The 12889-nt window shown below is 45.9% G+C and carries 12 protein-coding genes; 5 read left to right on the top strand and 7 right to left on the bottom strand.

From position 1 onward, the window contains the following. Positions 1-38: 38 nt before the first annotated feature. Entirely contained in the window at positions 39-527 is a 489-nt protein-coding gene (locus NX722_RS16195) for a hypothetical protein (protein ID WP_262563865.1), read from the top strand. On the opposite strand, the gene NX722_RS16190 is transcribed toward NX722_RS16195, so the two are convergent. From NX722_RS16190 to NX722_RS16175, 4 genes are all read right to left on the bottom strand, one after another. Continuing rightward, positions 517-1509 (bottom strand): IS30 family transposase, encoded by a 993-nt coding sequence (locus NX722_RS16190; RefSeq protein WP_262563592.1) that lies wholly within the window; start codon positions 1507-1509, stop codon positions 517-519. The two genes, NX722_RS16195 and NX722_RS16190, sit on opposite strands and share 11 nt — an antisense overlap. Before the next feature lie 942 nt (positions 1510-2451). Continuing rightward, on the bottom strand, positions 2452-3297 hold the full coding sequence (locus tag NX722_RS16185; protein WP_262563864.1) for a dimethyl sulfoxide reductase anchor subunit family protein: 846 nt from the start codon (positions 3295-3297) through the stop codon (positions 2452-2454). Between the two features lie 2 nt (positions 3298-3299). Next, the gene (locus NX722_RS16180; RefSeq protein WP_262563863.1) at positions 3300-3920 is read right to left on the bottom strand and encodes a DMSO/selenate family reductase complex B subunit; all 621 of its coding nucleotides are present in this window, start codon (positions 3918-3920) and stop codon (positions 3300-3302) included. Positions 3921-3934: 14 nt separating this feature from the next. Beyond that, a complete protein-coding gene (locus NX722_RS16175) occupies positions 3935-4495 on the bottom strand; it encodes a molybdopterin dinucleotide binding domain-containing protein (RefSeq protein WP_262563862.1) in 561 nt (186 codons plus the stop codon). 188 nt (positions 4496-4683) lie between these two features. Between NX722_RS16175 and NX722_RS16170 the strand changes: the two genes are divergently transcribed. Then, positions 4684-5919, top strand: coding sequence for an ISL3 family transposase (locus tag NX722_RS16170; RefSeq protein ID WP_262563604.1), 1236 nt, complete (start codon positions 4684-4686; stop codon positions 5917-5919). Positions 5920-6110: 191 nt separating this feature from the next. On the opposite strand, the gene NX722_RS16165 is transcribed toward NX722_RS16170, so the two are convergent. After that, positions 6111-6476, bottom strand: coding sequence for an STAS domain-containing protein (locus tag NX722_RS16165; RefSeq protein ID WP_262563861.1), 366 nt, complete (start codon positions 6474-6476; stop codon positions 6111-6113). A gap of 245 nt (positions 6477-6721) precedes the next feature. On the opposite strand from NX722_RS16165, the gene eno reads away from it, so the two are divergent. Continuing rightward, entirely contained in the window at positions 6722-8017 is a 1296-nt protein-coding gene (eno, locus tag NX722_RS16160) for a phosphopyruvate hydratase (RefSeq protein WP_262563860.1), read from the top strand. Positions 8018-8199: 182 nt separating this feature from the next. After that, positions 8200-10248, top strand: a complete 2049-nt coding sequence (locus NX722_RS16155) for a glycoside hydrolase family 71/99 protein (protein ID WP_262563858.1) — start codon at positions 8200-8202, stop codon at positions 10246-10248. An 87-nt stretch (positions 10249-10335) separates the two neighbouring features. Here NX722_RS16155 and NX722_RS28915 read toward each other — a convergent pair whose 3' ends face one another. Further along, positions 10336-10467 carry a transposase gene (locus NX722_RS28915; RefSeq protein WP_404831012.1) on the bottom strand — a complete coding sequence of 44 codons (132 nt, stop codon included), beginning with the start codon at positions 10465-10467 and terminating at the stop codon, positions 10336-10338. A 21-nt stretch (positions 10468-10488) separates the two neighbouring features. Continuing rightward, entirely contained in the window at positions 10489-12036 is a 1548-nt protein-coding gene (locus NX722_RS16150; RefSeq protein ID WP_262563857.1) for a hypothetical protein, read from the bottom strand. 254 nt (positions 12037-12290) lie between these two features. Here NX722_RS16150 and NX722_RS16145 point away from each other — a divergent pair, with 254 nt between their 5' ends. Then, positions 12291-12887, top strand: coding sequence for a hypothetical protein (locus NX722_RS16145; RefSeq protein WP_262563856.1), 597 nt, complete (start codon positions 12291-12293; stop codon positions 12885-12887). Positions 12888-12889 lie beyond the last annotated feature (2 nt).

The following is a 12889-nucleotide window of genomic DNA, read 5'->3' as shown; positions in this document are numbered from 1 at the left end:
ACTAAGCTAGTGACGTTATATTCAACTCTGGTAAGGTCATGCACTCTTTTCTCCTGCGCCGTTTTGTTTTTACAGTTTGTCTTTTTTGCTGTCTGCCGGTTTTTGGGCTCAATGGTTTTGTGGAACAGAACGATGCCGTGATAGTTGCAGACCATAAGGAATTCAAGGCGATTAGTTGTTGGGCTTACTGGAGAGACGAACAGGATCGACTGATATTGTCACGATCAATTGTGCCTTATGGCAAGCTTGAGGGGTATCCTGCAAACTCCATATTGAAGTACCTGAATATGATGGAAAATCCCGGTGCCTATCACTCCTATGAGGAACTTATTCTTGACGAGGAAGGCTTTATAACTTCTGGAACGCTGGGGTTGTTTTTCCTGGAAGGATTCAAAATAGAGCAGGATGAATCTAACACTGAGGCCTGCAGTACTCTGATTAATAATCATAAATTGCGGGAACGCGAAGTGCAGGGTGTTTTTACATGGTCTCTGGAGATAGCTGATTCTCCTGAATTCAAGTCATAAGTGCATAACCCATGACTTTTCTTGCATCTATTCCAGTTGACTCTTTAAATGCCTCATAAGGAGTCTTGTAGCCCAGGCACTTTCTTGGCCTGTTGTTCAGCTTATCCACTGCAATGATGACATCTTTTTCTGTCACGCCATTAAGCTCCATCGACTTGGGGAAATACTGCCTTAGCAAACCATTAGCATTCTCATTCTGGCCTCTTTCCCAAGAATGGTAGGGGGCAGCAAAGTAGCTGTCACATTTTAAAGCTTTGGCAATTGATTCATGCTGAACAAACTCCTTTCCATTGTCGTATGTTATTGTCTTTACAAACCTTTTCAGAGGCTTGAGTACGTCAATTATTCCCTGTTTAACCGCTTTTGCCTTCTTGCCTGGTAGAGGGACAGCAAGGCGAAGCTTGGTTTTTCGTTCATCTAATGTAGCGATGGCTCCTTTATGATTTTTACCTATTACAGTATCAGCTTCCCAGTCACCAACTCGCTCTCTGTTGTTGACCACTTCGGGGCGTTCTTCAATGCCAACCCGATTTGGTATACCGGTTCGGTTATGAGCTGAACCGTATCGCTTTCGATAAGTTTTTTTCTGGTGCCTCAAGTGCTTATAGAGCGAGCCTCCGCGCCGTTTATCATCCGCTACAAATTGATAAATCGTCTCATGATGCAGCTTGATTACACCGTCCTTTTCAAGCCTTCCAGCCACTTGTTCAGGACTCCAATCTGAACGGATATCGTTTGAAATACGTTGTTTAATGTCGTCTGTCAGCTTAATAGCTTTTGGCTTATCTTTGTGCCGCTGCCGAGCTGTGCGATTAGCCTGTTGGTGCCTGTACCCTCTTTGCCCTTTATTGCGGTTTACTTCTCGCGACACGGTAGGCTGTGAACGGCCAAGCTTTTTAGCAATTTTGTTTTGTGAAGTCCCATTTTTGAGTTCAGTTTCGATATAATATCTCTCTTCAGAGCTCAGGTGTGTATAGGCCATCCTTGGCTTCCTCTGTATGGTTTGGTTGCTTTACAGAATACCCCTGAGTTCTGATTCACTTCAAAGGTTCTGAAACAATCCTCTGGTTACAGAGGTTATGCACTTATGATACGAATTCAGGTCTGATAATAATCAACAGGATAATTATCAACAAAAAGGTATTAAAATTCCCCGTGACACAATCCCGCAATTGCATACTGCACATACAGAACAGCGTTACAAAACCCTGTATGATCCACTACTCTCTATAGACCCGTGGAATTCTTTAAGCCACCCTGACCCTCCGCGTTCAGTTGATGCAGTATATGTAGCAGGTAATGCTGTCGCAAATGTGGCGTATTTTCTGGCTTTGCGTTTCCTTTTCCTTCATCCCCCCCCTGCTACATACCGATACTCTTGGTATATGTATAGACTTCGTCAGTTAATAGTTCTGGGACTTGGGTTAATGACAGGAGCCAATCTGTTAACGGAAACTCAGGTGGCTTATTATCCGCAGAATACTCGCCGGTACTATAGATGGCAGTTCAACTGTTTACAGACTCAACCGCTGGCGAAGAGCAACAGAGCATATCGACACGCTCAGGCAAAAGTTACAGGCTTTCAGACTTCATCTTACCCCGCGAGGAACACTTTTTGGAAGAGAGTTGCAGCGGAGGAAAGTAGCCAGAATAATACTCGCAGTGCTGATTACTGCACCAATAGCTTTAATGTGTTCGAAAAAATCCAAAAGGAAGAGTGTATGGCAGCGGCTATCTATGCGGCCTACCGTCGTGCAATCACTAAATCCCAGATAAAGCCTTGAGCGAATCTGGTAACGGGCGTGACAAATCGTTACATGCCTTTGATAAATACACAGAGCTGAAAACGACCTGGATAGCGTTATCCTGATCGTTTTCAGGGTGTCGTTTAAACAGCGGCACCTTTTACGCATTAGTCAGGGCTTTACATCCCTGCTCCTGCACTGATCATGACATCGTAAAAGAAGATACGCCCGAGCAGTTCAGCAGAAACCACCATAACCAGAGACGTAGTGGCAACAACCATGTTTTGGTTAGAGCCACGCATTGCCGAAACAGCCCAGGCCAGTACACCAGCGGTCAGCAGGGCAACACGGGCGATCAGCAGGCTCAGGTGAGAGTCAGACACCATAAAGACATTCACTGGAAGAGGCAGTTGACCCAGCCAGAACAGATAACCGGCGTAGCCTGCCATTGCAACGGTCAGCAGAATACAACCCGTTGTTGCCAGAGCTTTGTCTGCGGCTGCCTGAACACTGCCCAGAGTGCCGGATTCCAGACGTAGCAGGGCTGCAGCGCCCACCGAACCAGCGATTGCAGCGGTCATCAGGAACTGAAAGGTCGTCCATCCAGAGTTCCAGGAGGGTACTGTTGCCAGTGTGTAAACATTGGCAATCGCTCTGATCAGTACAACACCGAGAATCATTGCAACCACCATCAGCCATTTCTGCAGAGGTCGGGCAATGTTAAACAGGCGCATGGCGGTGAAAGCCACACCTGTACCGCCAAACAGTGCCAGGGCCACTATTTCCAGACTCAGTGGCGAGCCATGCCTGACACCAGCCAGAACATTGAACATTCGCAATGGCTGAGCCAGGTGGGTCATGGAGGCTAAAGCGGCAACGCCCAGAATAACCCAGACCGCAATAAACGACTTGTTCAGTGTTTTGGCATCCGGTTTTGCCAGCAGGTCAAACAGACCCAGCGAAATAAAAATACCAACGGCGACCTGCGCCAGTACGGTGAAAAATACCAGAGATAACTGATCCATGATTAAATCTCCCGTACGTTCAGAATCCGCCCGGATATGTCACCGGACGGGCGTGTATTTTTAGAGGCACGAATGACCAGATTAGGTCGGGTCAGGGACGCTTCCGGCAGTGGAGCAATGTCTGCCCTGTCGCCATAGCGGGTGCGCAGTTCTTCAATCGGTCCGAATTCAATGGCACGCAGTGGGCAGGAATCTACGCAAATGGGCTTTTTGCCCTGTTCGACCCTGTCGAAGCAGCCGTCACACTTCGTCATGACCTTTTTCTGCGGATCAAACTGTGGAGCGCCATAAGGGCAAGCCATTTCACAGTAACGACAGCCAACACAAACGTCGCCGTTTACCACGACTAAACCATCTTGTCCCCTTTTGTGCATGGCTCCAGTTGGGCAAGCTTTGGCACAGGCAGGCTCTGAGCAGTGGTTGCAGCTGATGGAGACATAGTGAGCAAAAATGTTTTGCTCCCAGGAACCGTCTTCATCCTGCAGCCAGCGACCACCGCCGTATTCATAAATACGACGCCAGTTCACACCGGTATCAAGATCGTTATCGTCTTTACACGACAGTTTGCAGGTTTTACACCCGGTACAGCGGGCAGTATCAATATAAAATCCGTATTGAGTCATGATTTACTTATCCCTTATACCTTGGCGATCTCTACCAGATTACTGTGCTGTGGGTTGCCTTTTGCCAATGGCGATGGGCGTTGTGTGGTCAGAGTATTGATACAGGCACCGTGATCGACACCTTTACGGTCCGGCTTATACCAGGCTCCCTGCCCCATAGCGATGACGCCGGGCAGAATTCGTTCAGTCACTTTTGCCGGAATTCGCAGTTCACCACGGTCATTCCAGACTTTGAGCATGTCACCGTCCTTGATACTCCGTTGTTCTGCATCAATTGGATTAACCCAGACCTCCTGTCGACAGGCATCGGCCAGAAGCGCTACATTCCCGTAAGTTGAGTGAGTACGGGCTTTATAGTGAAAGCCAAACAGCTGCAGAGGGTATTTTTCAGTCAATGCTGATTCGTGCCCTTCCCATGAAGGTGCGTATTCAGGCAATGGCTTAATAATGTCGTCTTCTTTCAGTACCCAGCTGGCAGCAATCTCAGCCAGACGTTCGGAATAGATTTCAATCTTGCCAGAAGGTGTATCCAGAGGGTTAGCCTCCGGATCTTCACGAAACGCTTTATAAGCCACGGCAGGCTCGCCTGGATTCACCTGTTTCACAATGCCGACTTTTCGAAACGTATTAAAGTCTGGCAGGTCTTTGTTGTTACGCTGTGCCTGAACATAGATATGACGTAGCCATGCTTCCTGATCGGCTCTTCCTCAATTTGAGTGGGTGATTTATTATATTCTGAAGCACTCAATGCAAGGATGCACCGATGCGTGATAAGCAACTCTATTCTCAAATACTGGGTATTGAGTCTCCTTGGTTCGTTTCTGAAGTTGAATTGTCATTACAGGATCAACAGGTTCGGGTATTCATTGAACACAATGGTAAAAAGGCCTGCAAATGCAGTGTTTGCGATAAGCCCTGCTCTGGCTACGACCACATCACTCAGAAGTGGCGTCATCTGGATACCTGTCAGTTTCAGACTATTCTAGTTGCCAGGGTTCCACGGACCCAGTGCCCTGAGCATAAGGTGTTAGCCATCAATGTGCCCTGGGCTGAATCTGACTCTCGATATACAGCTCTGTTTGAAGCCCTTGTTATTGACTGGCTAAAGGAGGCAACTACGAAGGCAGTTGCACGACAAATGAAGCTTGGTTGGAATGCCATAGACGGTATTCAGCAGCGTGCAGTGAAGAGAGGACTGGCTCGTCGTGATGCTAAGCCACCAAAACGAATCGCTGTTGATGAAACCTCATTTCAAAAGCATCATGAATACGTCACAGTGGTCACTGACCACGACCAAGGCGTTGTTATTCACGTTTCTGATGACCGTAAAAGTGACAGTCTCAACGAGTACTTTGACACACTGCCCTATGACCATAAAGAGGGGATCGAATGCGTGACGATGGACATGTCCAAGGCTTACATCAAGTCAGTCAGTGAGAATGTTCCAGACGCAGATCAGAAGATTGCATTTGATAAGTTTCACGTTGCTCAGTCTCTGGGTAAAGCTGTCAACAAGGTTCGGATAGAAGAGAACAAAGCCCTTGTAAACCAAGGTGTAGAGCTGCTTAAGGGGACTCGCTACGACTGGCTGACTAACCCTGAAAACATGTCTGAAGAGCAGTGGGATAACTTCGAACCACTGAGAAACTCGACACTTAAAACAGCTCGCGCCTGGGCCATCCGGCAAATGGCAATGAGCTTATGGAATTACAAGTCCAGAGCTTGGGCAATCAAGGCCTGGAAGAGGTGGCTATGCTGGGCGCAGAGATGTCGGCTTGAGCCCATAAAAGAAGTTGCCAGAACGGTCAAAGAGCACTTGTGGGGTATCATCAACGCTATTGTCCTTGAGGCTAATAACGGTCGAGCAGAGGGAGTGAACAGCAAGATTCAGAGTTTGAAGAATCGGGCTTGTGGCTTTCGAAACCGTGAAAGATATAAGACAGCGATCTACTTTCATCTTGGAGGCTTGGACTTGTACCCCACTGGCGTACATCGTTGAAAACTACCCACTTAAAACAGGGAAGAACCTCCTGATCCCGACCTTCAGTGTAAGCCTCTTCAACGCCCAGTCTTTTGGCAATCTCTGAACACATTTCATACACAGACCGACATTCGAACATGGGGGAAACTGCTGTATCGGCAAAAATGGCATAGCCCATCCAGCGTCCTGCCATGCTGTTTGGTATGGTTCTATAGCTTTCCCAGTCCCGTATCCTTCTCATAAAGCAGCGCTTCTGCTTCATCGACGCCTCCGACGACCTGAATGTACCGGGTGATACCGCAGAGCCTGAACAGTGAGGCAATGGCAGACGACACGTTGCAAAGGGTCAGACTGTGGAACCGTGCCAGCTGAGTTCTGGCGTTCATCAGCACACGCAGCCCTTCTGAACTGATGCTGGACAGATGGGAACAGTCCAGGATCAGATGACGGTTACCTTCAAACGTGGCAGATTCCAGCGCCCGGTCAAGCATCTGTGCCGAGCTGGCGTCAACCTTGCCTTCAATCTCTACCAGTGTGTAGTTGTAGTGGTCTTCCAGATTAATGGATAGTGCCATGATTTACTCCTTCCATGGGGGCTTTTCCTTTACTGGTGCCAATCCTACAGAGTACTTTGAGAAGCTTGTATAACCAGACTGTTAGTCTGGCTGACAGAGTGAATTCCTGTCGGTGGGAGATAGCTCAGACGGTGACTGCATGTCGTCGACTATAAAGCAGGAAGCCGGAGGAGCCAGAATTAATTATTTACCAATTGTCAGCTGCTCCTTCTATATTTAACTTTCTCTATGTGGAGGTAACGCTCATGGATTTCGAAATTAACGGTCTGCATGCCCGTGAAATTCTTGATTCCAGAGGAAACCCTACCGTTGAGGTGGAGTGCAGCCTGATCAATGGCGTGGCAGCCAGGGCTTCCGTCCCGTCCGGTGCCAGCACAGGCTCCAGAGAAGCTGTTGAACTGAGGGACGATGAAGAGGGGCGATATTCAGGCAACGGGGTACAAAAGGCCGTTGAACTGATCAATACAGAAATAAATGAGCATTTTTACGGGGCTAATGTCCGGGATCAGTCCTGGATTGATAATCAGCTGATACAACTCGATGGTACCCGGGATAAATCGCGTTTAGGTGCCAATGCCATTCTGGGCGTCTCTCTGGCGGCGGCAAGAGCAGCGGCGACCGCCGTACAATTACCTCTTTATCAGTATATTGGCGGAATCAGCGCTAACCTTCTGCCAGTTCCCTGCCTGAACATTATGAATGGCGGCGTTCACAGTCGCTGGCAGGGGGCTGACTTTCAGGAATATATGATTGCACCTTACGGAGCCGATACGTTTACCGATGCCATGCGCTGGGCCAGCGAAATTTACCATGCCCTTCGTGCTGTATTGCTGGAGAAAGGTCATCATGCCGGTGTTGGAGATGAAGGCGGGTTTGCGCCTCAGGTCACTTCGAACAGGGAGCCTCTGGAACTGATGGTTGCCGGCATTGAGAAAACAGGGCTGAAACCGGGCAAGGACGTTGGGTTATGTATTGATCCAGCGTCGTCTGAGTTTTACAGGGACGGCAAATATCAGCTTCATACCGAGAAACGCTCACTCACCGCTGAAGCAATGACTGACTATTATCGGGAGCTGGTTGATGCTTTTCCGGTCATTCTGCTGGAAGACGGTCTGGCAGAAGACGACTGGGAGGGCTGGCCTGTGCTTAATGGGGCCCTGGGCGACCGGGTTGAGATAGTAGGCGACGATATCTTCGTCACCAATGTTGAATACATTGCCAGGGGGATAGAGCAGGAAGCCGCCAATTCGGCCCTGATTAAACTGAATCAGATCGGAACGCTGACAGAAACCGTGGATGCGGTGCATCTTTGCCATAGCTGCGGCTGGGGGGCTTTTGTATCGCATCGTAGCGGTGAAACCATGGATACATTTATTGCCGACCTGACTGTGGCACTGGGAACCGGACATCTAAAAACCGGTGCGCCCTGCCGTGGCGAACGGATAGAAAAGTACAACCAGCTGATGCGGATTGAGGAAGAGCTGGGTGATATGGCGGAATATGCAGGAAAGGATGCCTTTGTTCGTCCGGTTGAATGGTGAAAGTGACTGATTTCAGGTGAAAGGTTGAGTACTGCTTTTCCCCTGAAATCAGAATTGATCTATATCTTTCTTTCAAACGGTATGTTTTTGACTGTCCAGCCGTCTTTTCAGAGATGGAAAACATTTCTAATTAACTTTGTTCAGGATAAAGAAAAGTGTATTTTCTCAAAAGGTTAAATAAAATGTATCCACATTATTCATGTCTTTCTCAATGTCTGATGTCATGTATTATTACCGTATTTACAACTCTGGTTATGATGTTTTCTGGTAAGAGCCTGGCGTTTGAATTCGTGCGTGGTAAACCGATTGTCCTTGCCGTTTTTCATGCTAATAATAGTGTAGGTTCACAAAAAGTAATGAATAAGGGAGATTATTTGTTTGGCAATGGTTTCGAGTTAAAAGATCGTTATGGAGACCAACCCTATTTACTTTTGGATGGGCATCTCGGGTTTGGAACTAATGATCGAACGATGGTTGGGTCAACTTATGCTGGTAACGACCACTATCATGAATGGCAGATTTTAGTAGCCAGGGCTGGCAATATTGATGGCTTCATTGTGGAGTGGGGGTATAATAATAATGCGAGTACGCCCGACAAAGCGATAACATCTCAAAGAAAAGTTTTACAAAGACTTCAAAAAGAAGGTGGAGATACCTTTCCTGTCGTTCCCTTGTGGATACCTAGCTGGTTTACGACTAATAAATCAGAAGAATATTGGAAGAACAACTACCGTTTGCAAATTACTAAAATAGTTTCTCAATTCTATCAAAATAATGATGGAATTACTTATGATAGAAAACCTTTACTGTTTGTTTTAGATTTAGGAATTAGACACAAGTCCCTGAAGCGATCACGTTTATCCGATTTTTTTAATACGAATACCTTTGAACGTAATCCACAGTTTATCTGGCGTATGGGAGAAGCAGATAGTAGCAGCTGGAGGCATAATATATCATTGATCCCAGAGGTTGTTGGTAATCTGCCATGGATTGTTCCAAGGGAGCGACGGGCAACGACAAGTAGTAAAACATTTATCAAGCAAAATTTTGACGGGTTTGGCAACCATCAAGATATTAAGAGAACGGTTGATAGTCTTAACGAGCTTAACAAAAGGCATAAAGATCGAATCCCTTTACGTGTTCAGTCAGTTTCACCCGGAATGGATACAAGGTATGCAGCGTGGAATAGAACAAAAAAAATATTAATGCGATCTGAAAATGGTGTTAATACTTTTGAGTTTGCGTGGGATCAGGTGTTGCACAATTCAGATGACAAGCCTGATATTGTTTTAATAGAAACATTTAATGATTTTTCTGAAGGTACACATGTTGAGCCGACAGAAGTGGGTGGGTTTGACGATATTGCTATTTCTGCAAAAAAAGCATGTTTACTCAAAAAGGGTAGTGGAGTGGAAGACTATTTTTGTGATCATCAGGAAAATCAGGCAAGGCTTCTCTCCTGTCATGCTTCTAAAATATATAAGTCCAGGAAACTTCTTTCAATCATCAAGAGAAATCAGGGTGTCGACAGTCCTTTATTGAATGAATCTGAAAGCATTGTGAATTCATGGTCTGCCTCTGTATTTGAAAAATCAATTGATTCTTCTGGAATTTATGAATCACAGTTTCAAAAAATAATTGAAGCGATGCCATTAGGCGTGGAAAAAATAGAAGTTGCTGATCTGACTTACACCCTTAGTCCGGATTTGGCAAATAGTGAGCATGTTGTTTTTCGAAAAGTAAGTGATCATAAAAAAACTCTATTGGGTCAGGGTGGTAAGAGTTCCTCTGTGAAGGGAACCGCTTCAGATGTAAATTTACCTGAAAGAGGTGATTCAGATTACCGATTTGAAATTCAACTTGGTGATAGGGCTGATTTTTTAAAAAATGATTACCAACTATCAGCAGCCAGCATTACTCTTACAAGAATTGGAGAATATAATGAACATGAAGAACCTCTGGAAATTTATCAGGTTATACAAGGGAGAAACGACGAGTTGGTAGCCAAAATATATCTCGATAAAAACCAGAATTCACTGAACACTATTATTTCACTGGATTCTAAATACTCCGAAGGTACCTTCCATCAACATTATAGAATTGTTAACCCCAGTTTACGCTTCGAACTGAATAAGCTATTTATTGAAAATTATTCCAGTTCGAAATATAACCAGCCTGATAATGAGTGGATTGAGGCGGCAAACCTGAGTAGGACTTGTGATGCTTTTTGATCGAAACACTGGCGCAAACCCGCTTCTTTAGAGGCGGGTCTAGCCAGCGCAAGGCGCTAGCCTTGCTGTGACGATCGTTTAGAAGTCTTAACGAATTTTCTGAAAGTGGCACTCCATTTGCGGGCAGGTTTCTGAAAAGATCTCACGAAGTTGATCGGTCATTTCCCTCGTGAATACGTTCCGGCGATACTTTGCTGAAAATACTAGTGCTGCCTGCATGGTTTTTAGCGCTTAGCTGCACTAGAGAGCTGATGTGGCCTGATATTGGTTCAGGGCATCAGTAATCTTCTCAAACAGGTTGACGGTTAAGTCCAGCTCCAATCCTTTAGCCGTCACTATCTTTGGATTCGAAAGGGTCTGGTTAAGGGCAGGGTTTGTTAAATTGCAAAGATTATAATTTCTTTCGTTCAGGCTGCAAACCTTAACCCCCAGTAGCCAGACCAGGTCTCCCTCCAGTAAAAAATTTGTAGCGGGAGGGAGCTGGGGTACCTCGGTACTCACGATGTCGCTCCTGATGCGGTTTTCCCGGGCTGTCATCTGGTCCCAGGTAACGACTTCAAGGGTAGCGGCTTCAAAGACAGGATTTATCATTGGGGCATCGTAGAATGAATCACCAGCGGCTACCAGCAGACCTTTTTTTCCTTTAAGAAATTGTTTCTTATGCAGGAGGCTCAGTAACAGCCGGGCGGCAGTGCCTTTGTTCAGGGCGACTCCATTAAAGCTGTAAAAGAAGGCTTCCTCCATTTTTTGATCATAAAGTTTTATGAACTGCATCATGGGGAGTGTATTAAACGGCCCTGTGACCAATGGGCTGCTGTTAGTTCTGGGGCTGAGAAGGATGGGTAGCATTCTTTCCGAACCACTCCGGCGATAGTGTTCACTGATTACGTAGCTGGACAGTACATCGGGCAATGCAATTAAGTCATCCTTACGCCACTGGTCCAGGGCGGCATTGATCTCTATCAGGTCCTGATCCGTTGCAAAACTTTCAGACGCAAATTCAATATGACCACCACCACCTGTTATGATGGCTTTGGCGGCAGGTAGTTTGTATGTGATTGTATCCCCATAGGGTCCATCTGCCTTCGCCTGAATTGTTCCAAGAGAGTTCTGATCTTTTTGTATTCTGCGAAGTGAAAACCAATGTCTCCGGGTTGTTTCTGAAGCGTGATCTGCAACAGGGCGCTCAAATGACAAGTCAGGCCGGGCAGTATTGTAGAAAAGGTAAATATTAGGGTGTTGCCTGATGAACGTATCAAGCTTGTCCAGTATTTTCTGCTGGTCTTCAGGGATGCTGAATGGTTTTCCTAAAGTGGGTGGAGCCAGAAAATGAATCATTACCCCATCAATATCCAGCTCAAGAACCAGAACAGTATCCGGATGTTTTTTTAGCCAGTTATCAAGCTTATTCAAAGCGGCATTCAAACGGCTATTCAAATCTTCAAAATGCGGATCTCTGAAAAAAGGTTCAGCCTGTTGGGAGTCCAGATCGTAATCCTCTTCGTCTGAGCTGAGGCCTTGACTGTCATAACGTTGTAACTGAGGGCGTTGATTTTTTTTACTCCCTCCCGGAATAACTTTTATGTCTGTTTTATAAGGCTCAAATAGTGATGATGTCAATAATTCAGTGGATTGCTTTTGAGGTGCTTCAGAAGAGCTTTCCAATATGACTTCAGGATAGTTCCAGAGCGTTCGCTCTGATAAAATCACCCCTCCTGCCAAACCTGATAAAGGATAACCAGAGGTTGACAGAATGATCAGCGTGAAAAAGACGTACGCTGTACGCATGATTTTACTTCCTTTTTTGACTGTATGAATATTCAACCAGAAATCTAGCAGTAAATTCAGGAAGGGGTTAGTTGCCAACATAAGACCATTGCTCATCCATCTGGCAGATCAGCAACAACTACCTCAGCAACAACTACCTCAGCAACAACTACCTCGATTCATGACCAAATTATTCCCCAATCACCCTTGTCAGGTGGCTCAAAAATAATTATTAGCTAACCTGATAGGCTTTATACTTTATTTTTCCGGTTTCTATGATCACTGAATGTGTGCTTTCCGGAGCTATCGTCTTATCAGGTGCATTCTATCCTGGTAATGGAAAAAATTTACTGGAACCTTTGCTTTTGCTGGCATTTGCCTATATGCGCTCCATGCCCGAAGAAGTAGATTCAACGTTAATAGAGATATCCGATGATAACTTTGTTGCTGAAGAGCCTTCCCATGAAAACAATAGTTATTTGATCACTGATTTATGGGGTGATGAAGAAGCTGGTGCAGATTCTGAAGATGATGAACACTCGATTAAATTCTTTGCACGACCATTTTGTGCCTGCAATACATTGCCGTGGTCAGTGAGTTATGAGAACTATGTAAGACATTCACCGTCTGGCGAAGGCAGTACCATTAACGACCAGCCGGAAGCTGGCAGTAATCAGGAAGACAGTCAGCCTGAAGAAGAAAGTGGTACAACCACCCAAACGCAGGAAACAAGCCAGCAGTCTTCCAATGCAACGCCAGGCGAGCGTTCGTTAAAACCAATGGTAGAGTGTTGGCGAAGTGAAGCCCGTCTAATAGGGAGTGGTACATTTAGTAATGCTTTCCTGTTGCAGTGCGTAAAAGAGGGTGCCTGAAT

Origin of the sequence: Endozoicomonas gorgoniicola, from assembly GCF_025562715.2 — a bacterium.
Lineage (GTDB): Bacteria > Pseudomonadota > Gammaproteobacteria > Pseudomonadales > Endozoicomonadaceae > Endozoicomonas_A > Endozoicomonas_A gorgoniicola.
This window is presented reverse-complemented; position numbering and strand designations above follow the sequence as displayed.

Coding starts and splice junctions, on each gene's coding strand:
- NX722_RS16195 (WP_262563865.1), top strand. CDS start 39: ATGCACTCTTTTCTCCTGCGCCGTTTTGTTTTTACAGTTTGTCTTTTT.
- NX722_RS16190 (WP_262563592.1), bottom strand. CDS start 1,509: ATGGCCTATACACACCTGAGCTCTGAAGAGAGATATTATATCGAAACT.
- NX722_RS16185 (WP_262563864.1), bottom strand. CDS start 3,297: ATGGATCAGTTATCTCTGGTATTTTTCACCGTACTGGCGCAGGTCGCC.
- NX722_RS16180 (WP_262563863.1), bottom strand. CDS start 3,920: ATGACTCAATACGGATTTTATATTGATACTGCCCGCTGTACCGGGTGT.
- NX722_RS16170 (WP_262563604.1), top strand. CDS start 4,684: ATGCGTGATAAGCAACTCTATTCTCAAATACTGGGTATTGAGTCTCCT.
- NX722_RS16165 (WP_262563861.1), bottom strand. CDS start 6,476: ATGGCACTATCCATTAATCTGGAAGACCACTACAACTACACACTGGTA.
- eno (WP_262563860.1), top strand. CDS start 6,722: ATGGATTTCGAAATTAACGGTCTGCATGCCCGTGAAATTCTTGATTCC.
- NX722_RS16155 (WP_262563858.1), top strand. CDS start 8,200: ATGTATCCACATTATTCATGTCTTTCTCAATGTCTGATGTCATGTATT.
- NX722_RS28915 (WP_404831012.1), bottom strand. CDS start 10,467: ATGCAGGCAGCACTAGTATTTTCAGCAAAGTATCGCCGGAACGTATTC.
- NX722_RS16150 (WP_262563857.1), bottom strand. CDS start 12,036: ATGCGTACAGCGTACGTCTTTTTCACGCTGATCATTCTGTCAACCTCT.
- NX722_RS16145 (WP_262563856.1), top strand. CDS start 12,291: ATGATCACTGAATGTGTGCTTTCCGGAGCTATCGTCTTATCAGGTGCA.